At 40.5% G+C, this 22562-nt stretch carries 19 protein-coding genes and 1 CRISPR repeat array; of the genes, 3 read left to right on the top strand and 16 right to left on the bottom strand.

All coding sequences use genetic code 11. The annotated features are described in order from the left end of the window. Positions 1 to 110, top strand: a 110-nt coding sequence (locus C228_RS14220; protein ID WP_155877792.1) for an IS3 family transposase, incomplete at its 5' end; no start/stop codon positions are given. A gap of 56 nt (positions 111 to 166) precedes the next feature. Here the strand turns inward: C228_RS14220 and lysS are convergent. The 11 genes from lysS to C228_RS0112225 all read right to left on the bottom strand — a co-directional run bounded on the left by lysS (position 167) and on the right by C228_RS0112225 (position 14261). Further along, positions 167 to 1669 (bottom strand): lysine--tRNA ligase, encoded by a 1503-nt coding sequence (gene lysS / locus C228_RS0112275; RefSeq protein ID WP_018652897.1) that lies wholly within the window; start codon positions 1667 to 1669, stop codon positions 167 to 169. A gap of 134 nt (positions 1670 to 1803) precedes the next feature. Then, positions 1804 to 3279, bottom strand: a complete 1476-nt coding sequence (gene rng / locus C228_RS0112270; RefSeq protein ID WP_018652896.1) for a ribonuclease G — start codon at positions 3277 to 3279, stop codon at positions 1804 to 1806. Positions 3280 to 3483: 204 nt separating this feature from the next. Further along, a CRISPR array of direct repeats spans positions 3484 to 4048; the repeat unit is 32 nt; unit sequence GTTTCAATACACAGCCACGCGTGGGTGGCTGC. A 190-nt stretch (positions 4049 to 4238) separates the two neighbouring features. Beyond that, positions 4239 to 4532 (bottom strand): CRISPR-associated endonuclease Cas2, encoded by a 294-nt coding sequence (gene cas2 / locus C228_RS0112265; protein WP_018652895.1) that lies wholly within the window; start codon positions 4530 to 4532, stop codon positions 4239 to 4241. Positions 4533 to 4598: 66 nt separating this feature from the next. Beyond that, positions 4599 to 5612: a type I-C CRISPR-associated endonuclease Cas1c gene (gene cas1c, locus C228_RS0112260; protein ID WP_018652894.1), complete on the bottom strand. Its 1014-nt coding sequence runs from the start codon at positions 5610 to 5612 to the stop codon at positions 4599 to 4601. Between the two features lie 46 nt (positions 5613 to 5658). Continuing rightward, entirely contained in the window at positions 5659 to 6327 is a 669-nt protein-coding gene (cas4, locus tag C228_RS0112255; protein WP_018652893.1) for a CRISPR-associated protein Cas4, read from the bottom strand. Continuing rightward, positions 6327 to 7199: a type I-C CRISPR-associated protein Cas7/Csd2 gene (cas7c, locus tag C228_RS0112250; RefSeq protein ID WP_018652892.1), complete on the bottom strand. Its 873-nt coding sequence runs from the start codon at positions 7197 to 7199 to the stop codon at positions 6327 to 6329. The genes cas4 and cas7c overlap by 1 nt, the downstream gene beginning before the upstream one ends. Positions 7200 to 7208: 9 nt before the next feature. After that, positions 7209 to 8978, bottom strand: a complete 1770-nt coding sequence (gene cas8c / locus C228_RS0112245; RefSeq protein ID WP_018652891.1) for a type I-C CRISPR-associated protein Cas8c/Csd1 — start codon at positions 8976 to 8978, stop codon at positions 7209 to 7211. Then, complete coding sequence (cas5c, locus tag C228_RS0112240) at positions 8975 to 9652, bottom strand: type I-C CRISPR-associated protein Cas5c (protein WP_018652890.1); 678 nt, start codon at positions 9650 to 9652, stop codon at positions 8975 to 8977. The genes cas8c and cas5c overlap by 4 nt, the downstream gene beginning before the upstream one ends. Before the next feature lie 210 nt (positions 9653 to 9862). Beyond that, positions 9863 to 10456 carry a hypothetical protein gene (locus C228_RS0112235; protein ID WP_018652889.1) on the bottom strand — a complete coding sequence of 198 codons (594 nt, stop codon included), beginning with the start codon at positions 10454 to 10456 and terminating at the stop codon, positions 9863 to 9865. 5 nt (positions 10457 to 10461) lie between these two features. Continuing rightward, positions 10462 to 11838 (bottom strand): AAA family ATPase, encoded by a 1377-nt coding sequence (locus tag C228_RS0112230; RefSeq protein WP_018652888.1) that lies wholly within the window; start codon positions 11836 to 11838, stop codon positions 10462 to 10464. 134 nt (positions 11839 to 11972) lie between these two features. Beyond that, a complete protein-coding gene (locus tag C228_RS0112225) occupies positions 11973 to 14261 on the bottom strand; it encodes a CRISPR-associated helicase/endonuclease Cas3 (protein WP_018652887.1) in 2289 nt (762 codons plus the stop codon). Positions 14262 to 14525: 264 nt separating this feature from the next. Between C228_RS0112225 and ycaO the strand changes: the two genes are divergently transcribed. After that, positions 14526 to 16289: a 30S ribosomal protein S12 methylthiotransferase accessory factor YcaO gene (gene ycaO / locus C228_RS0112220; protein ID WP_018652886.1), complete on the top strand. Its 1764-nt coding sequence runs from the start codon at positions 14526 to 14528 to the stop codon at positions 16287 to 16289. Between the two features lie 30 nt (positions 16290 to 16319). Here the strand turns inward: ycaO and C228_RS15025 are convergent, their stop codons facing one another. After that, positions 16320 to 16451, bottom strand: coding sequence for a hypothetical protein (locus C228_RS15025; protein ID WP_281109884.1), 132 nt, complete (start codon positions 16449 to 16451; stop codon positions 16320 to 16322). A 40-nt stretch (positions 16452 to 16491) separates the two neighbouring features. Next, positions 16492 to 16686, bottom strand: coding sequence for a hypothetical protein (locus C228_RS14910; RefSeq protein ID WP_018652884.1), 195 nt, complete (start codon positions 16684 to 16686; stop codon positions 16492 to 16494). Between the two features lie 216 nt (positions 16687 to 16902). Here C228_RS14910 and C228_RS14370 point away from each other — a divergent pair, with 216 nt between their 5' ends. Then, the gene (locus C228_RS14370; protein WP_018652883.1) at positions 16903 to 17019 is read left to right on the top strand and encodes a hypothetical protein; all 117 of its coding nucleotides are present in this window, start codon (positions 16903 to 16905) and stop codon (positions 17017 to 17019) included. A 185-nt stretch (positions 17020 to 17204) separates the two neighbouring features. Here the strand turns inward: C228_RS14370 and mepA are convergent, their stop codons facing one another. The 3 genes from mepA to mscK all read right to left on the bottom strand — a co-directional run bounded on the left by mepA (position 17205) and on the right by mscK (position 22552). After that, positions 17205 to 18035, bottom strand: coding sequence for a penicillin-insensitive murein endopeptidase (gene mepA / locus C228_RS0112200; RefSeq protein ID WP_018652882.1), 831 nt, complete (start codon positions 18033 to 18035; stop codon positions 17205 to 17207). Positions 18036 to 18151: 116 nt separating this feature from the next. Beyond that, the gene (aroC, locus tag C228_RS0112195) at positions 18152 to 19234 is read right to left on the bottom strand and encodes a chorismate synthase (protein ID WP_018652881.1); all 1083 of its coding nucleotides are present in this window, start codon (positions 19232 to 19234) and stop codon (positions 18152 to 18154) included. Positions 19235 to 19246: 12 nt separating this feature from the next. Further along, positions 19247 to 22552 (bottom strand): mechanosensitive channel MscK, encoded by a 3306-nt coding sequence (gene mscK / locus C228_RS0112190; RefSeq protein WP_018652880.1) that lies wholly within the window; start codon positions 22550 to 22552, stop codon positions 19247 to 19249. Positions 22553 to 22562: the final 10 nt, after the last annotated feature.

Genomic DNA, 22562 nt, shown 5'->3' with positions numbered 1-22562 from the left:
AGCTTGAGAAAGTGATTCATGCGTACATTCATTATTACAACAATGAGCGTATTCAAGTGAAATTAAAAGGACTCAGCCCTGTACAATACAGAACTCAGTCCTTAAATTAAACCGTCTAACTTTTTGGGGTCAGATCAAGAGTGTGCTTTTTTCGTATCAATTTTAATTATTTCTGACGCATTGCAGGGAATAAGATCACATCACGAATTGACGGTGCATTTGCAAAAATCATTGCTAAACGGTCGATGCCTAAACCTTCGCCAGCTGTCGGTGGTAAACCGTGTTCTAATGCTACTACGAAGTCTTCGTCTTTAAACATCGCTTCATCATCACCCGCATCTTTCGCTGCAACTTGTGCATCAAAACGCTCTGCTTGGTCTTCTGCATCGTTTAATTCTGAGAAACCGTTACCGATTTCACGACCACCGATAAATAATTCGAAACGATCAGTTACTTCAGGGTTTTCATCATTACGGCGCGCAAGCGGTGAAATTTCCGCTGGGTGTGCCATTAAGAAGGTCGGTTGAATTAATTGATGTTCTGCCACTTCTTCGAAAATCGCATTTACTACTGAGCCTAAGCCCCAAGATTTTTGGATTTCAATGCCTAAGCCTTTCGCAATTTCTACTGATTTTTCGAAGCTGTCTAAATCTTCACGTGTAATGCCGTTACCGTATTTTACGATTGCATTGTGCATCGTGATACGTTCAAACGGTTTACCGAAATCGAATTCATATTCACCGTAAGGAACAGTCGTTGTGCCAAGAATATCAATCGCTAATTTACGTAATAATTCTTCGGTGTTATCCATTAAATCGTGGTAATCCGCATACGCTTGATAGTATTCGATCATGGTGAACTCAGGATTATGGCGCACTGAAACACCTTCGTTACGGAAGTTACGGTTTAATTCGAATACACGCTCAAAACCACCAACCACTAAACGTTTTAAGTAAAGCTCAGGTGCAATACGTAAATACATATCCACGTCTAACGCATTGTGGTGAGTGATAAACGGTTTTGCTGCCGCACCGCCTGGAATCACTTGTAACATTGGCGTTTCAACTTCAATAAAATCTTTCTCTAAGAAGAATTGACGAATACCTGAAACCACTTTTGAACGAATCATAAAAGTGCGGCGAGATTCTTCATTAGAAATTAAGTCTAAATAACGCTGACGATAACGTGTTTCTTGGTCGGTTAAACCTTGTACTTTGTTTGGTAACGGACGAAGTGATTTAGTTAATAATTCCACTTCCGAACAACGAACGGTTAATTCACCCGTTTTAGTTTTAAAAAGCGCACCGGCAACACCGACGATATCGCCTAAATCCCACATGCTTACTTTATCCGCATACAAGCCTTCAGCAAGGTTATCACGTGCAACATAAAGCTGAATTTGACCGCTTACATCTTGAATAGTAAAGAAAGACGCTTTGCCCATTACACGTTTAAGCATAATACGACCGGCAACTTTTACTTGAATATCTTGTTCTTTTAACGCTTCGCCTTCTACTTCATCGTATTGTGCGTGTAATTTTTCTGCGTAAGCATCACGACGGAAAGTATTCGGGAACGGGTTACCTTGTTCACGTAATTTTGCTAATTTCTCACGGCGAGCTAACATTTCACCATTAAGATCTAATTCTTGGTTTTCAACTTCAGACATTTTTTAACCTTTTGCTTGATAAATTCGAAAAATGGAAGCAATTATAAGCGATTTTACAGATTTTTGGTAGGAAACAAACGGTCGGATTTTAGGAAAAATTTGCAAAACTTTCACAAAATTCGACCGTTTGTCAATTACATGACAACAACATCAAACTGATCTTGATGATAGTAAGGTTCTAATTTAATTTCGATTTTCTTACCGATAAAAACTTCTAACTCAGCAATCGAAGCGTGCGTTTCTTCGTTAATCAAATATTCCGCCACATCTTTTGAAGCATAAACACGCACTTTTTCGGTTTTGAACAGGTGATGAACACGCACAATCTCACGCAGAATTTCATAGCAGACGGTTTCGACCGTTTTAATCGTGCCACGCCCTTTACACGCCGAACAATCGCAACACAGCACACGTTCCAAACTTTCTCGGGTACGCTTGCGGGTCATCTCCACCAAACCCAGTTGGGTAAAGCCATTCACATTGGTTTTAACACGATCACCTTTTAGCGCTTCTTGTAATGATTGCAACACTCGCTCACGGTGATCTTCTTCTTGCATATCAATAAAATCAATAATGATAATGCCGCCTAAATTACGCAGTTGTAATTGATGTGCAATCGCTTGGGTCGCTTCGATATTGGTATTAAAAATCGTATGCGCCAAATTGCGATGACCGACAAATGCACCGGTATTAATATCAATGGTGGTCATTGCTTCGGTTTGCTCAATAATTAAATAACCGCCCGATTTTAAATCGACCCGTTTATCCAACGCTTTTTGGATCGCATCTTCCACCCCATAAGCATCAAATAACGTTTGACTACCGCTATATAAACTCACGTTTTCGGTCAGTTCTGGCATAAACTCCGCTAAAAACTCTTTAACTTGTTCATAGGTCATGTTCGAGTCAATGCGAATCGAACTGATATGTGTGCCGACAAAATCACGCAGGACACGTTGCGCTAGCGCCAACTCACCATATAACATTGATTTAACAGGATATTTTGCTTTTCGCTCTAAAATTTTACGCCATAAACGTTTCAAGAAAATCGTATCTTGCTGCAAACTTTCTTCCGAAACCTCTTCCGCTGCTGTGCGCACAATAAAGCCGCCGAGTTCATCACAATAAGGCTCAACCAACGCTTTTAAGCGATTACGTTCTTCCTCACTTTCGATACGTTGCGAAACACCCACATGGCTATTTTCCGGCATAAATACCAAATAGCGAGAAGGCAAGGTAATATCCGTAGTTAAACGCGCACCTTTGGTACTAATTGGGTCTTTCACCACTTGTACGATAATATCCTGCCCTTCACGCACCAGCTCTGCAATATCTTTTACGATAAACTGTTTCTTCTCATTTTCATCGACACATTCCGTGTGAGAAACAATATCGGAAGCGTGTAAAAATGCTGCTTTTTCCAAGCCGATATCCACAAATGCCGACTGCATCCCCGGCAGAACTCGTGTCACCCGCCCTTTATAAATATTACCGACAATCCCTCGCTTCGCCTCACGCTCAATATGAAGCTCTTTTAACAATCCATTCTCAACTAACGCTACCCGAGTCTCACTCGGCGTCACGTTCACTAATAATTCTGCACCGCTCATTGTTATCTTTCTCTAAGTCGTTAAATCATATTCATTAAAGTTTAACATTGACGAAGTAAGAAAACAAAAAACAAGATCAAATAAGTGGCGAGTTTTAGCTCAAAATGAAAATCGCCAATAAAACAAACAATGCAAAATATAAAGTAAAACAGCCACGCGTGGGTGGCTGCGTCGTCTTATGCGAGAGACCGATACATGACGGAAGTTTCAATACACAGCCACGCGTGGGTGGCTGCAGCAGCAAATGATCCACCAACTAACCCACCTTCAGTTTCAATACACAGCCACGCGTGGGTGGCTGCTTGATATGTAGGAAACATCTCGGTAATAGATCGATGTTTCAATACACAGCCACGCGTGGGTGGCTGCGATGATATTCGCCAAAATGCGAGTGTGATTTCAGGTTTCAATACACAGCCACGCGTGGGTGGCTGCGAGAGGATAAGCCCGTAGCGGTTTCGCTCGATACGTTTCAATACACAGCCACGCGTGGGTGGCTGCTATTTGACATAACCTGCAATTATGTGGATAATATGTTTCAATACACAGCCACGCGTGGGTGGCTGCCCAGCGTCTTATCTTCGTTATTGGGTGTCATAATGGTTTCAATACACAGCCACGCGTGGGTGGCTGCACAACATATATGGGTAATGACCGAAGAACTCGTAAAGTTTCAATACACAGCCACGCGTGGGTGGCTGCACCTCCTATCGTTGATGCTCCAACTTTCTCATTAAGTTTCAATACACAGCCACGCGTGGGTGGCTGCCCCCTAAAAGATAACGTATTGAGATATCAGGCTTTATTTCCCTTTATTCGCTAACGTTTTTTAGAGAGTGGAAAAAGTATAGCATATCGCCAATATACTGTACCTTATTTTTTCTAATTCCTTGATTATTAAAGAACAATGTATATTCGCTAACCTCCCAGCATTTTTATGAGAACTACAGGTTAGCGATTTATAAAATTAACGTATCTTTAAAAATATCCACTGCAGGTTTTGCACCGTGATGTTCGACTTTATTCCGCCATTTACTGCCTAAATGGTAAAAACGCAAACTATCACAATCAGGGTTGTAAGTTGCCAATAATTTATTTTTCAGTATTACCCACTGGTCGGGTGTAACATCGCACTCAAACACAGAATACTGAGCCCGCACACCATAATCCAAACAATGCTTAGCAATACGGCGTAGGCGAGCCTGCCCTTCGGGGTCATCAAATGAAATATCGTAGGTAATCAACATCAGCATGGTTGCCAATTCCTCAATGAATAAAATAAAAACAAGCGGTCAAATTTCAACAAAATTTTGCAAATGCTAGCGCATTAAAAACGGTGGATATTCTGCTAAATCACCTCGCAAATGACGAGCCAACAACATCGCTTGAATATAAGGTAACAAGCCGATTTCCACTTCTTCCTCTAAAAATGGGTGGATGATTTTTTCTTGTTTTTTCGCTTGCAAAGTTTGAAATAGTAATTTTCTTGCTTCAGGCTTGAGCGTTACCGCACCGCTAGCTTCTACCACAAAATCATCAGGCTTAATCTGCCCTCGATTGATAAGAGACAACACCATTCTATCCCCCCACCACGCACGAAATTCTTCCAAAATATCTTGAGCCAAGCTATCTCGCCCCGGTCGATCTGCGTGCAAAAAGCCAATTTGTGGATCAAGCCCTACACCTTGCAATGCCCCGCTAATATCTTTCCCTAAAATACTATAAAGAAATGAAAGCAAGGCATTCACACCATCACGAGGTGGGCGACGATTACGTCCGTTAAAGTGGAAACCACTATTTTCTTTGATAAGATGAGAAAACATTCCAAAATAACGGGAAGCGGCATCGCCCTCAATACCTCGAATCAAATCCAAATTGTCTGCTGTTTTCAACTGTTGCAGGCTGTAATTTAATGCAGTAATTGCCGATTGAAGGTCAGCATTTTCGCCATGATTACGAATTTGCCGTTGTAACACACGCTTAGATGCTTGAATTTTGGCAGCAATGATGTTGCGAGCAACAGGCAGGGGGTTGGTCTCCGACTTTTTATACTGGGCTCGGCGTAACAATACATTACCACTTTGTCGCCCTTGCAACCGTCCAAGATAACGTCCATTTTCGGTAAAAAACGCCAAATTTACGTTATTTTCGCCACAAAATCCCATTAAAAACGGCGACACTAACACATTCCCAAAACAAAAAATATGCCCTATGGAATGTATCGGCAACTGTGCCACTTTCTTCCGATCTTGCTCCACCACCAAAGTTTCCCGCTCTTTGTGCAAACAGCTACCTTGGGTGGTGATATAGAGAGTGTTTTGGAGTTTGCGCATTGTTAAAATTCCTAAAAAATTGACGACATTGAACCAGTGCTCAACTCTACTCCCCAAACAACCCCACAACATACCCTTTCGACCTATCCCTTTCCAATAACTGCGGTTGGCAGAGGTCGATGAGAGAGCAGGCTTTGCAGCGTTTACTGTATTCGGGAGGAGGGGTTGTTCCGCTGTTTAAAAGTGATCGCACTTCTGCAATGGTTACAAGGGTTTTGGTGCGTAGTTCGGTAGAAAAAATGATTGGTAAACGGTGGCGAGTTTGCATATACCACAACGCACCCTCATTAATAGTTTGCCCCGTCATTTCTTCCAAACATAACGCTTGGGCACAGAGTTGGATTTCATCAATCGGATCAAGTTTGGGCTTGCCACGTTTATATTCCACAGGCTTTAGTTCGCCTGTTTTCAAATCTCGCTCGACCAAATCTAAAATGCCACTTATGCCTAATTTTTCCGCTGCAACGTGAACCGTTCGCTCAAAACGAATCCCTTTGCGAACTTCAGGCTCGCTTGAATCCACTCGCTCGTGCAATGCCTTGCCTTGAGCGGTGAGAAAATTCTCTGCCCACGCCTGTTCATTGTGGATCAAGGCACATTGGCGGGGGCAGAAAGCGTAATGTTGCAAAGCAGAAAGCGAAATCAACCGCTTGTCATTGCCAAATTGGGGCTGAACAAGCGGTAAAATTTCAGCAGAATGTTGCAAATCGTCCATTACAGCAGTTCTTCAACGGTTACGCCATTTAAACCATCAGCTTGCACGCTGATACGGTAATCATCATAGCCTTTCGCTGGCGTGTCTTTTTCGCCATTGATACGTTCAACTTTTACCGTTTCAAACAATTTATGAGCAGGTTGATTACCTAATTCGCTATCGTGTTTAAACACAACCAATTTACGAGCTGCCATTTCGCCACGCGCGGCAGAACGGTCGTGTTCAAACATAAGCTGTAATGCTTGCCAAAGTTTTTGTACGTCTTCATCGGAAAAGCCCGTTTTTTCCGCTAGTTTGGCAGAGATAAAGCCGTGAACACGGTAAAGTGCGTAAGGCACGATATATTTACGCCCCATTGTTTGAATCGCACTTTTATTTTCTAGATCTTTTTCGTTGGTTACTGCCATTCGTGTGATCGATACTTCCAGAGGAATAATCGGATCGATAGATTGAGCAAACGCCAGTTGTACAGGGCCTCGCACCTGTCCGCTGTTTACTTCGGTAGTCATTACCGCCCCAAAGGTGCGAATATCGAAAAAGTTTTTACACATCCAAGCGGTAATTTCTCGGGCTTTGGCTTCTTCTTTCGGCAATCTTTTTGCTTCAGGCTCAATGCCTAATGCTTCATAAGCACGTTTGTTTTGTAAGTTCAGAACACTTTTTTCTTTCACATAGATTTCGTAACCTGCCTCATTTTCGTAACTCATCTCAATAAAATTACGGATTTTGCGCTTTAGACAAACATCGGTAACCAAACCTTTACTGGTTTCAGGATCAAGGCGTGGCATATTGCCTGCATCTGGATCACCATTTGGGTTGCCGTTGGTTACATCAAAGAAAAAAACAAATTCATAGCGATTTTGAATAGACATAATATTTCCTTAGTTTTCCATAGATTTTGCAGTTTCGGTTTTGGTAAATTTTTGGTGGTAATAGCCAATCGCAAAGCAACTTTGTTCCTCAATGCTTAAATGGCGAGGGAAAGTTTCAGGTAAAACCGAGATAATTTCACCTAAATCCTGCTCCAAATTCGCAGCTATACCACCTTTATCTTTTCGTAAGCGAGCTAAATGATGTTTTGCACCTCTTAACAAGCGTGGGAAAACGAAAAATGGCACGGCAGACGCAGAACCATAATAGCGGTCGGCAATGCCAGCATTTAATTCGCCTAACGCTTGGCTTTGGATTCTTTCTAATACCGCAAATAACCTGCCAAGCACGTAAGCGTGGTTATCGCTTTCTTTATTTAAGCTCATAGGAACTCCTTGTTTTATAAGACCTTTTCTAAATTTTCGTTGTAAGACTGCTTTCATTAATGCTACTCGCAAGCCGTTAATATCGCCGTCTGCTCGGATTCGAGTCACTAACTGTGAAAGTAAACTCATCGGATATAAATGACCGCTAATAACCGCCCGAGCCATTTCGCCTGCCAAGACAGGAGAAATGTTCTCACTTTTGCCTAATGAAGCAGTTTGTAATAACAATCGCCAAATGGAGGGAGGCGTTTTCCAGGCACAAGGCTCAAGAGCGAGATCTTGCCAATGTTCACTAAGATTTTTTGCCAGTCGCCCAAAGGTGGTATCCAGCCAAAAACGCACCGAAATTCGAGCCGCATTCGGAGCAAGCCCCAACACATAAAAACGGGTATTTTCAGATAATTCTGGGGAAATTTCTGCAAGCGGTCGTCCTTTGCTGATTTTTTGCAATTCATCAAAGATTTTTTGGTTTTCTTGATCGTCATCAGGTGGGGTCATTAGGGCAGCAAAGAACCCTTCGGCAGCTTCTGCTTGGGTGGTATTATCTGCTTCCGCCCAAAAGACGGTACTCGCATCGCCAATAGTTAAACGATGTTTCTCGGTGCGTAGTAAATAATTTAAAGCAGTGGTGTAAGCAAAAGCGGCTTGTTCAGAAACGGGGGCATTACTGCCTTGTTCCTTACCAAATGAGGTGAAAGATTCTTTATTAAAAGAAATGATTGAACCGCCTGCACTTTGCCCGCCATAAACACCTTTAATCGCAGGGTGGAGGCGTGCAATCGGGGCGATTTCGCCGCTGATTAAGCATAGTCCTTGTTCGCTGTCTTCGTTAACCAATAAACTTGCCCAAAGGGTTTGTGCGGCTTCTCGCTGATGAATATAACCGCTTGTTCCCACTAATTTAAACACGACATTTGCGTCAAGCATTTCGGCAGGGCAAATTGATTCGGCAAAATGTGTGGCTTGCCATTGTTGCAGGAAATTGCTTATCGCCATTAAACCTTCATCATTGGAATCCGCAAGCAAATCCAAATGGTACTGTTTAAATGCCTCAAAGGTTTTCTCGGCGAATTTGATAGATTGATCTTTTGCGGTGGCTTTATCTTGATTGCTTTCCACGCCTAGCACATAAGCCGTTTTATCCCACAGAAAATTAGGTTTAATGCCAGACGTGCGTTTTTCAGGGCGAGGTACGCTCATCAATTTAGCTTTGGGTTTCTTGTCAGCGGTTAAATTTGGAATCACATTTACCAAATTTCCCTTTGAATCCAATTCTAGTACCCAACCAATTTTTTCTTCACTAAAACCATAGGAAGGTACTTTGGCTTCACCTGTTAAACGATCTTCTTGTGCTGCAAGGCGGTAATAATAGCGGGTTAAAGCGGAGAGAATCATGATTTGACCTCCTCGGCATAAAATGGCGGCACGTCAATCATGCCATTTTTCATTTCTGCACGGAAGAAACGAGGTTGATTACCGTGCTCAAAATCAATATCGTGTAACATCCAACCTAAATCACGATCTCGCTCATTTTCTGCCAAAAAACATTCAGGTAACGGCTCATCGTCATCAATCAAGGCAAAATTTGCCGCAAATTCACGCACGCCCATACAAGGTTGTTGGAAACATTGCCCCTTTTTCGCACGGCGTTTGAACATTTCAATATGCTTAGTGACGGTTTCTGCCTCGCCTGCCATTTTGGTCAGCACAGCGTGAGCCTCAATGACGTAGCCCACATTTTTCAGCACAGTAGCAGCACGCTGTTGGCGATCATCTTCAATCACAGTGTATAAATCCGCCACCGTTTTGCGTTTCATCGCCCCACTGATTTTACTAGCGGAAATTTTACTGCCCAACTCATTACGGCGAACTGACTCAAACTGAATCGGTTTTAAAACATAAATTTTATCAATCACCCAGCGAATCGCCGGCTTCCAATGCACCGCCGCCAAAATCCCCCGTGCCGCAGACGGCGTAATCACATCATAAGACACCCGCTCCACCTTCATTTCAGGGCGGGTAAAACAAGCATAATCACCCCAAATATGGAGTTTGATTTTGTTTGGCATACTATGCTCCCTTTCATTTTGTAACACACCTCCCCGAAGGGAGGCGAATTTTCTTCAGCTTATAACTGCTTTGGTTTCAATCCACGCATTCTTAGTAAAATGCGAAATTATTTTTTATAGTGACATAATAAAACACCAAATTTTACTAAATTTGAATGTTCAAATAATTTATATTCGGAAATATCATAAGAAGATGAAAATGTTACAAATTTAACTATATATTTCCTTTAAATATACAGTAGCTCCATTCTCAACTTCTTTTTTATATGCCTTATCTGGTGATGTTTGTCCTATATTAGGCTTGAGTGTAGTTGTGCTTTTATTCAGTAAAATCTTATTTCCACCATAAAAAATCACATATTTTTCCTCTAAAATAGGTAAGTTTTCACCTCGGAATTCTCTATAAAGCCCAAGTAAATATCTGACAAATTGGCGAGAACTCTTAAATTGAGAACTATACCCTGTAGGATTTCCAGACTTAAGATCTATATATAATATTGAAAGCTTACCTTCTTTTTTCATGATAATTACAGCATCACAAGCACAATGGTGATCAAATCGTTTATCAATTGTAAGTAAAGGCGACATTACAACCATATTTGATTTATTATGAATACGCCTGCATTTGCGTCCTTCATCGGGACTAAAGCAAAACCAATCTCCAGCTTCAGTTTTCAAATTAACTGTTTTTAATTTTGCTGAAGGATCTGACTCTTTTATTTGAATGTCAGTATGTTGTTTTCCATTATAAGTAACACAAGATAAAGAACCCATTAAATATTCTAATTCTGGAGACATTGACATAGGTATTATTCTCCATAAACAAGGGCATATTGAATTTTATTCATTACATCAATAGTGTCATCAAAAGTAGATACCTCAATACCAAGTTCTGGATATATATTAGCTTTCTGTAAGATATTTTGACGTTTTCTTATTCCGCCTTTAGCTGTCATATAAAGATTAATACATTCTGGGTTCAATAATTCATCATCCTTATACTCATATCGCTCTTGCATCTTCTTAGTATGACTAGTTTTCTGATTTAGCATAATTAAAGTATTTAGTTCTTTAATCAGATAATCACTATGGGTTGTCATAAACACTTTTATGCCAGCATTTATTAATTTGGAAATCAGCCTTGCAAAAGCTCTTTGATTTTTGGGATGTAAATTTAGTTCTGGCTCATCAATAATGAAAAGATCCCCAGGCTTTGCTTTACACCGTAAATAGAAACCAACATCTAATAATGCTCTAGCACAACTTGAGGCTTCATTCATAGTGAAACGTTTTGCTCCTGTTCCTTTTGTTTGGAAAACCAATCCTTGGTTACGAATAACCTTGTAACTCCCCCCTATAATGGTATCAAAAGTTGATAATATTTCAGGGTTAGTTTTTGTTAGCTCACTTGTTTGTTTATCTATATCTTCAAGTTGTCGAACAAATTCCACATTGTCTTCTACAGGCCAAGCATAATCAGTATCTATTTTTTGTAGAAGTTTCCAAGGTCTATTTCTAATTTCTTTTGAATCCATTTCATTAAGTGCTTTTAACATTCTTGTCCGTGCCATATCCAATTCTCGACGGAAAATTGCCGCACCTGTGCGTTCTGCACTTGAAATATGAGGATTAGGAAAATATGGACTAAAAACAATCTCAGCAATAGCATCAATAACAAATTCAATCATTCCAAAGGAACCTAACTTATTTCTTCCATCACCAGACAAAATTTCTAGAACTGTTGATCCTTCTTCTTTAGAAATTGTTGCTAATGTACTTCCTCCTCCTTGAATTCTTCGGTGAAAGGCTTTTTTAGAAAGCTCTATTTCATTATCTATACTTATTTCTATTTTTGTATCTAAGAAAGCATCTTCTTTTGCTGCAAAAACCTCACTCAGAATTCCAGTAAATTCATGTCCTAATTTACTTAAGTAGTAGTTTATTTTACCTTTAAATATTTTTTCTAAATCAATTCGATATTCATCACTAGAGCGCTCAAGTGAAATTATTTCATTTTCCTTAATTATTACTGAATGCAATAATTGCCGCCAGCTACGTAAGAAACCATAAATCGCATAAGTAGCGTAAGTTTTACCCGTGTTATTTTCGCCACAGATAACTGTTAGATTAGATAATTCTAATGTGGCTTCATCCAAAAGGCCTAGTTTTTCAAAGTGAAATTTCATATGGAACCTCTTTTAAATTATTTTTAACTAAACTAGAAATCATTTAATTACCTCTAGCACTGTTTTTTTATATTCTATTTATTTACTCTTATTTGTCAAACTAACATTCCAAAGAAGTTAGAATACCTACTCATCTATAAAACCAATTTCTCCGCCTCAAGAAAATCCACATTCCCCCAACTCAATCCTGCCACTTCATCATACAAATCCATTCCAATTAAAGAGTAAAACTGTTTGCCGAAGTTGACTTCATTAATGGCTTCAACTCTGCCAGCGTTATAGAGTTCGGCTAAAGCTTTTTCAGGTATTTGTACGGTGTAAGGTTGGAGTTTTCTTAAAATACCACCCACTTGATCCGCATAGCGTAAGTGGTCAATAAAGTTTTTTGCTTCTTGGTCAAAAGGGATAATCACCGGAATTAAGTGGCTTGTGATCATTTGGAAATCATCTGCTATTTTTTGAAATGGGAAGTTAAGACTTTGCCCAGCATCGTAACACGCCTTTAAAATATTTGGTTTATCCAGTTCTTTTCCTTTCGCCTCATAAACCGCTTGGAAATAATGATTTATCGCTTGTGGAGTAAGTAGATCTTCTGCATGAGTGTGAACCGTTGACCGCATACAACCAGAAAGTAAACCTAGCTCTGACGGTGCTTTCCACTGTTCTTCAGGTTGGAAAACCCAAACATTGCTTTCTTCCGCTAAACGTTTGCCTTCTCGGTTGCAACGCCCTGCCGCTTGAGCCACTGAATCTAGCCCTGCTTCAGCACGCATAACCAGTGGAAAATCCACATCGACACCGGCTTCAATTAAAGAAGTGGCAATCACTCTGCATGGTAGGTTTTGCTTTAAACGAAGGCGGATTTCCTCTAATGTTTGCGAGCGGTGTTTGGCACACATTAATGTAGTAAGGTGATAAGTACCGTCTAAATGTTTCGCTGAATCATACAAGGCTCGGGCATGGCGGCGGTTATTAACGATTATCAACATTTGTGGGTTATCTGCGAGTTTGGTTTGCAGCTCAGCATCTGTTTGAATACCGATATGCTTTACCGTAGTACGTTTTAACTTTTCAAAAAGTGCGGTCGGATTTGGTGCAATTTCCCGTACATTTTCAAACCCTTTATAGAAACCATTTGCTTGGTGAATTGCCGGTTGTGTAGCGGTACATAACACAACAGAACATTGATAATTGCGAGCCAATTCATCAATTGCTGCCATAATTGGGCGTAATAAATTCAGCGGCAACATTTGGGCTTCATCCAAAATAATCACGCTACCGGCGATGTTATGCAATTTGCGACAACGTGAAGTTCGGTCGGCAAACAAACTTTCAAAGAATTGTACTGCTGTAGTGACAACAATCGGCGCATCCCAGTTTTCCGATGCTAGTTTCAGCTTATCTCGGCTTGATTTATCAGGTAGACTATCGTGATCAAAAGTGCTGTGATGTTCTAATACCGACGATTCGCCGAGTTCGCCAAAGGCTTTACGAAATTCCGCCGCATTTTGCTCAATAATGCTAGTAAACGGAATAACGTAGATAATTCGGCGTAAACCATGCTGTTTAGCCTGTTCAAGAGCAAATGCCATTGAGGTAAAGGTTTTGCCACCGCCAGTTGGCACGGTCAGAGAAAATAAGCCTGTTTCTTGCGTTGCTTGAGTAACCGCATAATCCAAAATTTCGCTCCGCAAGCAGTTTACTTCCGCTTTGCGTTGTGCTTCCTGCGTATTAGGCGTTTGAGTAGCAATCCGCTCCCTAAACTGTGCAATAAATTGATTAAATTGCTGATGAAGTGCGGTTAAATTTGGATAATTTCCTCGTTCAAGCGGTCTTTTTTCAAGATTGGCATAAAAGGCTTCCGTATCAAGAAAATCGGCATCAACAAGACAGGAATAAAGCATTCGAATAAAAAAGGCGTAAGAAAAGAAAGGTTCGTTTTTAGAAGGTTTTAAAGGTGGCAAGGGCAATTTTTCAGGCAAGTTAAGCTCTTGCTGCCAAATAGCATCAAGTACCGGTAAATCTTTATGCGTATGGCCAAATTGTTCTTGCAGACGTTGTGTGAGTGTAGAACGATTTTTCCCTTCCCCAGAACCATTTGCCAAACCTGCATGGTGGCCAGCGATACAAAACGCCATCATTTTGCCCAGCGGCCCCCAACGATCTACCGCAATTTTTGCACCGGCAGTAGAATGATTTACCCGTTCTCCACCATGCAAACGCTTTTGATAACGTGCACTATATTTGCCCAAATCGTGCAATAATCCTGTACAGCGAGCAATTTCTTGTGAAGCGAACGGCGCAGCGAATTCAGCAGCAAGTAGTCCGACATTATTGGCGTGACTGAGTAAGGTTTGCCAATCTGAATGATCCTCAAGTAACCCTGAATGGGCGTAAAAAGAGTGAACAGTATAGTCTTCCATTTTATACCTTCAATATTTCTTTCCTAATACAAGTAATACTACCTCCAACCAGTTTCCTTGTATATATCCCAGATGATATTTTCTTAACTTAAATCAAACACAAATTTTACTTGCAAAATGCAAAGGAAATTCGACCGCTTGTAATCACTTTTTCCGGGCCAGGAATACTGGCCTTTATTCAGAAATTTCACAAAAAATTTACTTATCTGTGGGGATTTTTGCTAGAATGTTGCGATTTTTTTACGACAAGTCAAAGGTATTACAATGTCAGAACAAACTTTTATTACCGGTAAAGATGCTGCGCTTGAAGACAGCATTTCTACCTTTCAACATAAATTAAAAACTTTAGGATTTAACATTGAAGAAGCGTCTTGGTTAAATCCGGTGCCGAATGTGTGGTCGGCGCATATTCGTGATGCAGATTGCCCACAATGCTTCTCGAATGGTAAAGGTGCAAGCAAAAAAGCAGCGCTTGCTTCTGCATTAGGTGAATATTTCGAGCGTTTATCAACCAACTATTTCTGGGCGGATTTTTATTTAGGTCAAGAAATTGCTAATAGTGAATTTGTGCATTATCCGACTGAGAAATGGTTCCCAATCGAAGATGATGAGCAACTACCGGAAGGTATTTTGGATGATTTCTTATTCAATTACTTCGATCCGAACGGCGAATTAACTCCAAATTTGCTAATCGATTTACAATCAGGTAATTACGATCGTGGTATCGTTGCTCTGCCTTATACTCGTCAATCAGATAACCAAACTGTGTATATTCCGCAAAGCATTATCGGCAACTTATTTGTTTCAAACGGTATGTCTGCAGGTAACACGAAAAACGAAGCACGTGTACAAGGCTTGTCGGAAGTGTTCGAGCGTTTTGTGAAAAACCGTATTATCACTGAAGCAATCAGCTTGCCGGAAATTCCGCAAAGCGTAATTGACAGTTATCCGACCATCAAAGCGTCTATTGAAAAACTGGAGCAAGAAGGCTTCCCGATTTTATGCTATGACGCATCATTAGGTGGTGAATTCCCGGTTATTTGTGTGATCTTGTTAAATCCGAATAACGGTACTTGTTTCGCTTCATTCGGTGCGCACCCGAATTTCCAAGTGGCGTTTGAACGTACGGTAACAGAGTTATTACAAGGTCGTAGCTTAAAAGATTTAGATGTGTTTGCTCCGCCTTCATTTAATAATGAAGATGTGGCTGACCACGCTAACCTTGAAACGCACTTCATTGATTCAAGCGGTCTAATTTCGTGGGATCTTTTCAAGAAAGATGCCGATTATGAATTCGTTCACTGGGATTTCTCCGGTACAACCGAGCAAGAATTTGCCAATATGATGGCAATCTTTAATAAACACGAGCAACCTGTTTATATTATGGATTATGAGCATTTGGGCGTGTACGCTTGCCGTATTCTTGCACCAGGTATGTCGAACATTTATCCAAGTGACGATTTAGTGTATGCGAATAATAATATGGGTATGGATTGGCGTGAAATTTTATTAGATTTGCCACATTTCCATCACGATCGTGAAACTTATCAAGAACTTCTTGATGAATTAGATGAACAAGGTATTGATGATTTAACTCGTGTGCGTGAGTTTATCGGTTTAGTGGCAGAAAAAGGTTCTGCAATGCAAACTTTACGTATCGGTGAGCTTAAATCGATGCTGCATTTAGCGTTAGGCAACTTAGAGCAAGCGTTAGACTGGGCAAACTGGACAGCAAACATGAATGCGAGCGTATTCTCAGCCGAACGTAACAATTATTACCGCTGCTTAATTCAATCGATTGAGTTGTTCTTAGATGAAGAACGTGATGCAGAACAATACCGTATGGTATTTGAGAAAATGTACGGTAAACAAGCGGTTGAATCTGCTTGGGGCGCAATCCAAGGCGGTAACCCGTTCCACGGCTTAACCGCATCGGATGAATCGCTTGAAAATATGACCGCACATCAGAAATTACTTGATGCTTACCGCAAATTACAGGTAGCGAAAGTAAATCCGATTGCACGTTAATCTTTCTTAAAAAGGTGGGCTAAGCCCACCTTATTTACCATACTTTCCTGAAATTTCTCGCACGCTTTCCACCACTTCATATTCCAAATCATTGAAATTTTGATGAAGATAGCTAAAATTTTTACGAGCATAGGCAATTTTCATCTGTTCTGATTGTTCCAACAGACTTTCATCAACATTCGACTGAATCGCCTTCTACATTTCAACTTTCCTGTTGATGAAAAAAGAACTTAATAACTTTTTGCCCTTTAGTGTCATAAACTTCATTTCCTGCAAAAACTCTGTCATTTGCTTCTTCTGCTGCAGATAGTGTAACTTCTTCTAAAGTTTTACCATTTATTGCCTTAAAGCATCCTTTTAACAACTGTAACTTTTTCACTATCTCTAAAAATTCCATTTAATTCTACATCGTCTTTTGCTTCAAATTTCACTCCAGGCAGGAAATGTAAATAAATTCACCTTCAGTAATTAGGTTTAGAAATTTTCTTTATCGCTCCTGCATCAATAACACCTATCCCACCTTTAATATTTTTATGACTATTTATGTTCTTAGCATAAAGTAAAACATATTCATAATATGTTTTGAATAGCCCTTGCTAGATTTGTGGAATATATGCAGGAAGATAAAGTGAATAACTGGCAAGCATTTGAGAATACAACGAGAATTATGGTGAATGCATCGGCGAATTATTCAGGGAAATATGAAGATAACTTGGTTTATAAATTCTAAAAATATGTAACGCTGTTACATGATGTGAAAAAGCGAGAAAAATAATTTATCTCGCTTTTTTGTTACAGTTATATGGTGCGGGTTTACGATAACGCCGATATTTTCCATGCTATGCTCAAAGCATTTGCGGTTAAAGCAGAATAATAGAACCGATAGATAACCTACTTACAGGTGCGTTTTTTTACTTAATTAAGCCCTTGTGATGAAAGAATCATCTGACATTGAACCGGAGGTGTCGGCAACACTTTCGGTTTTGATGCGGTTGTACCTGCTGGTGCAGGTTCAAACCATGAATAAAGCTCCACGCCACAACCATCGCCTGCCGGAATCGGGGCTTGGTTTTCACAATTCGGCGCATTTTGCGGACAACTTAACCGTACGTGCATATGCGAATCGTGCCCATACCAAGGACGCACTTTGCGTAACCAATTTCTGTCTGAACCAGCGGTATTACATAATTTCACTTTAATCGCCGGGTTAACAAAGATTCTATCCACACGAATATCTTGCGCCGCTAATTTCACCATCGTTGCATGCTGTGATGTCCATACTCGCTCATCAACCACCTGCGCATCACGATTTACCATCAATGTCGCTAAACCGGCTGGATTCTTCGCCGTTTCTGCATCCATTGGACCGAATCTAAACCAAATATCCGCATCTAAGCCAGTTTGGTGGCTTGCATGACCGGAAGAAAAACGTCCGCCAGCAGGCATTCCCATATCACCGATTAAGATCGGAGGTAAACCTGCATTCTGAGTATTCTTAGCTAAACGTTGTAAAAATGATAGTAGGTCAGGATGTCCGTAAAAACGGTTACGTGCCGAGCGAATAACTTGATATCCCTCGCCTTTTAAAGCTAATGGTTGTGCTCCGATAATACAACCGTTGCTATAACCACCAATCGCTTGTGGTTGTCCAGCAACCGGCGTGCGAATTTGCTCCCAAAGTGTCGCCTGAGTTGAGGCAGCTAAACTAAGGAGCCCCGATAACAAAACAGTTTTAAATTTTTTCATAAATGCTTTCTACAAAGAGTGCTTTTCTAAAAATTGTCTTTTAACAAATAAAGTACAAGCGGTCATTTTTGCAAAAAATCTTGCAAATCAGACCGCTTGTTTTAATTATAACCGACTTAACGGCATTGCGCCTTAAATCTAAGTAAATGATCCAATAAAATAATTGCTGTCATCGCCTCAGCAATCGGCACCGCACGGATACCAACGCAAGGATCATGGCGTCCTTTGGTAACCAGTTCGACTTGTTCATTATTTAAATTCACCGAACGTCCCGGCACCATAATGCTAGAAGTTGGTTTTAATGCAATATGAGCAATAATCGGTTGGCCGGAGCTGATCCCGCCTAAAATGCCACCGGCATGATTTGAGATAAAACCTTGCGGTGTCATTTCATCTCGATGCTCGCTACCGCGTTGCTCAACAACTGCAAAACCGTCACCAATTTCAACCGCTTTTACCGCATTAATTGACATCAACGCATGTGCCAGATCTGCATCTAAACGGTCAAACACCGGCTCGCCTAATCCGACCGGTACATTCTCTGCCACCACTGTTAATTTAGCCCCGATAGAATCCCCGTCTTTTTTCAATTCACGAATCAACTCGTCAAGGCCTTCCACAGCAACCGGATCCGGACAGAAAAACGGATTACTTGCTACTTGTTGCCAGTCGATTTTGCTGATATCCTCCACAGTTTCCGGATTGATTTTCACGTTACCGATTTGTGATAAATAACCTCGCACTTCAATGCCAAATTGCTCTCGTAAATATTTTTTTGCAATCGCACCGGCTGCAACACGCATCGCCGTTTCACGAGCCGAAGAACGCCCACCGCCACGATAATCTCGAATGCCGTATTTTTGCTGATAGGTATAATCCGCATGTCCCGGGCGGAATTTATCAGCAATATCACCGTAATCTTTCGAGCGTTGATCACCATTTTTAATAATTAAACCGATACTGGTACCAGTTGTCTTACCTTCAAATACGCCAGACAGAATTTGTACTTCGTCATCTTCTCTACGAGGAGTGGTATAGCGTGACGTACCCGGTTTACGGCGATCTAAGTCGGGCTGAATATCCGCCTCCGACAGTTCCATATTGGGCGGAACGCCATCCACGATACAACCTAATGCAATACCGTGCGATTCGCCGAATGTAGTTACTTTAAATAATTGTCCAATGCTGTTGCCTGCCATAATGCTTCCTTCTTATTTTGCTAAATTTTCACTAAATTTGACTGCTTGCTGTTCTTCTATTGCCGTATGCATATTGACATCCAACTGTTTGAAAGCGAATCGAATTTGATTTTGTTTTAATAATTCGGCAATCCGATAATGTAAGAATGTTAGAGTCTCCGAACGATCCCCCAACTCTCCGACAAACACTTCAATTTCATGCTCTAGCGCATTATCGTGAAAACGTAGAACATTGATTGCCGGCTTAGGTTCAGCCACTACTTTAGGGGCTTCTGCAATTGCTTGCAAGATTAATTCCCTTGCTTTTTGCAGATTGTCTTCTAAGTGTACATTCAAGAAGAACTGTAAACGGGTAATCGTATTATTTAATGTCCAGTTAATAAAACGATCCGTAACAAATGCCTGATTCGGCAATACTACTTCCATATTATCCGAATTCAGCAATGTGGTTGAACGAAGTCGGATCTTGGTAATAAATCCCGTATGCTGCCCCACAGTCACTTTATCACCGACACGAATCGGGCGTTCGAATAACAATATCGATCCTGAAACCACGCTGCCGAAAATTTCGCGAACCCCGAAGCCAAGACCCACGGATAGCGCTGTGAAAATCCATTGAATTTTCGTCCAAGAAATACCTAACGCCGAGAATGCCGATACCCCACCGATAACCACAATCGTATAAATAAAGACGGTAGTAATCGTTTGTGGCGTACCTTTAGATAATTTGATCCGTGAGAACAGAATTACTTCTAAAATACCGGCAATATTTTTGACCAACGCATAAGTCACTACCACATACAAGAAAGCTCGCATCAGGTTTAATAAGGTGATCGCCTCAACTTTATCACCATCATTACTTTCGAATAAGATCACACCGTCTAAGTAATAAGCGATACTGATTAAGTCCGACCAAACCACATAAAGTAAACCAAATAGCACTACCCAGCCAATGAGATCGGTAATACGGAAAATTTGTTGGTTAACCACCGAAAGTTTTATCGACTCTTCTTCTTTTATTTCATCCTTATTCGACGGTTCCGCAGCTTGTTCTCGGATCTTTTGACGTTTTTCCTGCAAACGACGATAAGCCAAGCGACGTGCCGAAATAGTTACCGCACGATAAGCAAAATAACGTCCGAATACCCAAATCAGAATCACAAAATAGCTATTCAGTAAATGCGTAATCAAATAAATCGCCGTATAGTAATAACCGAATACAATCAACACAATTAATGAGATCGGTACAACAATCAATACCAAGCGCAATAACTTAAATAAGCTCACATTGCGAATTGTGCCGTCTTCGGTTTTTGCATTCTGGTATTCGGTAATCCCTCTATCCAATAATGGACGAACGACAAACAGACATAGTGCAAGAGCAACAATAGACATTACCTGTCCAATCACATCGTTTGGATAGCCAATCATCTCAATTTGAGATGGAATCGAAGAGATCAATAATAAGCCGATAATCCAAATAGACTGTTTGATAATACGTTGGAAAATGCGGTTACTTTCTTGCGGCATACCAAAATGGCGATAAGCCAGTCCGTTCGGGCGTAATAGCGATAAAGCCGTTGCAAAGAACCACCAATATAAAGTTAAACGCACGCCCCAACGCCATGCGGAAATCGGATCATCAAAGAATAAAAAGGCGATAAGGTTATAAGCAGTAAAAAACATTAAGGTACTTGGTAGCGCAAGCAACAATGTCCAGAACATTGCTTCCGGCGTATACCAATGGCTATCATTTTTTAATGTATTAACTTGGCTTGCAATCTTAGATAAGCGGTCTTTTATCGCTTTCTTTTTCCAATTCAGCAAAAATGAAATCAATAAAAAGAAACCGGTAAATAATGCCGTAGGTAACAGATTCTTACTGACATTACTGAAGCTCATGTACTTCGTTAATTCCGCTACTTCAGAAAATGCTAATTTCGGAAAAGCCTTAATCCAATTCAGCCCCATCGGATTATTACTATTTACCCAGAAACTTTGTTGTTGCAATTTACGTTGCAGCGTACTGCTAATCGCATCAATTTGTTTTTGGTTATTTTCGATATTAATGGAAACGTTTAGCTGGCTATTTAACGATTTAATAATATCATCAAGCAATTTTTGGCGTTCTTTCAGTAGCTTAGTCAACACCAAGTTTTCTTCATAAGTCAGCGGTTCTTCAAGCGCTAACGTAATATTTCGTACATACTCATCAAGATTATATAGTTGATCTCGTTGCTGCGAATATTCAAAAATATGCACGCGCACGTTCGCAATTGAGGTAGCTAAGTCATTATTCAAGTTCGCAGTCGGCAATGCTTGCATTTGCTGATTAATCACCTTAGAAAGCACTAACGTACCTTGTAATGCACTAATCTGCTCTTCAATATTACGTTGCGCTTGTGCCAAGCCTTCCAACACATTTTTTGTGCGCAAATCATCTTGCGATAATGCATTTAATGCTTGTGTCTGCCTAACCCAGAATTGGCTTAATTCTCGGTTATGTTCTAATTCGTCTTGAATCAAAAAATTCTGAATGCCGCTCGTCACCTGCTGACTTTCAACTTGTAACGCTTTTTGCTCTGACTCTTTTAAACGCTTAGCATTTAGCACGTCTTGCAAAACGGTCAATTGCTTCTGTAAAAGCTGCTGTTGTGCCGTCGCTTCACTTCTTTTTTCTTCGTCTAATTCAATTAGTTTTTCTGCATTAGTCGTGAGTAATGCATTAAATTTATTATTCGCATCAATATAGTCAAGTTCGGCATTCCATCTGTCCATCATGGACTTATTTGCTTGATGAGTGTTTTTTAAACGCATGATTTCCTGCACTCTCACTACATTTTCTTCGATGACTTTTTGATTATTCAGCAAAAGAGTACGCCCATGGGATATACGACTATCCAAATCACTCAAAGTGGCCTGAACCGCTTGTAGTTGTGCTTGAATTTCTGCCTGTTTTTGGCTTAATTTATCTAAAGATAAACCGCTGAACTCACTATTTTTTAATGAGTCCACGGCATCTTTATAATCCTTAATGCGAGCTTCAATCTCCAACAATTCCTGGGGAAGTTTTTGGATTTGTTTTTCTAAAGCAGCCAAATCATTTTTTTGCTTTTTAGTCTGCTCAATAAACTGTAATGTCGCACTTAACGTTTGCGAATCTACCGAACTCTCATTCGAATCAATCGTACCGGTTTGCAACGCACTAATTTGATTACGTATGCTCGCTTCAACCACCTGTTGCTGAGTTTCCGCCCAAAGTAAAGGCGAAAACAGAGTCCCAAGTAATATCAACTGCCATGCTTTCTTAGATATCATAAGTAAGCTT

It is taken from the genome of Actinobacillus capsulatus DSM 19761 (assembly GCF_000374285.1).
In the GTDB taxonomy this organism is placed as follows: domain Bacteria; phylum Pseudomonadota; class Gammaproteobacteria; order Enterobacterales; family Pasteurellaceae; genus Actinobacillus; species Actinobacillus capsulatus.
This window is presented reverse-complemented; position numbering and strand designations above follow the sequence as displayed.

Bases quoted from the DNA above. Each gene is read 5' to 3' on its own strand.
- C228_RS0112225 (WP_018652887.1), bottom strand. From the start codon at position 14,261: ATGGAAGACTATACTGTTCACTCTTTTTACGCCCATTCAGGGTTACTT.
- cas1c (WP_018652894.1), bottom strand. From the start codon at position 5,612: ATGCGCAAACTCCAAAACACTCTCTATATCACCACCCAAGGTAGCTGT.
- C228_RS0112230 (WP_018652888.1), bottom strand. From the start codon at position 11,838: ATGAAATTTCACTTTGAAAAACTAGGCCTTTTGGATGAAGCCACATTA.
- cas5c (WP_018652890.1), bottom strand. From the start codon at position 9,652: ATGCCAAACAAAATCAAACTCCATATTTGGGGTGATTATGCTTGTTTT.
- rng (WP_018652896.1), bottom strand. From the start codon at position 3,279: ATGAGCGGTGCAGAATTATTAGTGAACGTGACGCCGAGTGAGACTCGG.
- cas8c (WP_018652891.1), bottom strand. From the start codon at position 8,978: ATGATTCTCTCCGCTTTAACCCGCTATTATTACCGCCTTGCAGCACAA.
- mscK (WP_018652880.1), bottom strand. From the start codon at position 22,552: ATGATATCTAAGAAAGCATGGCAGTTGATATTACTTGGGACTCTGTTT.
- mepA (WP_018652882.1), bottom strand. From the start codon at position 18,035: ATGAAAAAATTTAAAACTGTTTTGTTATCGGGGCTCCTTAGTTTAGCT.
- C228_RS14910 (WP_018652884.1), bottom strand. From the start codon at position 16,686: ATGGAATTTTTAGAGATAGTGAAAAAGTTACAGTTGTTAAAAGGATGC.
- cas2 (WP_018652895.1), bottom strand. From the start codon at position 4,532: ATGCTGATGTTGATTACCTACGATATTTCATTTGATGACCCCGAAGGG.
- aroC (WP_018652881.1), bottom strand. From the start codon at position 19,234: ATGGCAGGCAACAGCATTGGACAATTATTTAAAGTAACTACATTCGGC.
- lysS (WP_018652897.1), bottom strand. From the start codon at position 1,669: ATGTCTGAAGTTGAAAACCAAGAATTAGATCTTAATGGTGAAATGTTA.
- C228_RS0112235 (WP_018652889.1), bottom strand. From the start codon at position 10,456: ATGTCAATGTCTCCAGAATTAGAATATTTAATGGGTTCTTTATCTTGT.
- C228_RS14370 (WP_018652883.1), top strand. From the start codon at position 16,903: ATGCAGGAAGATAAAGTGAATAACTGGCAAGCATTTGAGAATACAACG.
- cas4 (WP_018652893.1), bottom strand. From the start codon at position 6,327: ATGGACGATTTGCAACATTCTGCTGAAATTTTACCGCTTGTTCAGCCC.
- cas7c (WP_018652892.1), bottom strand. From the start codon at position 7,199: ATGTCTATTCAAAATCGCTATGAATTTGTTTTTTTCTTTGATGTAACC.
- ycaO (WP_018652886.1), top strand. From the start codon at position 14,526: ATGTCAGAACAAACTTTTATTACCGGTAAAGATGCTGCGCTTGAAGAC.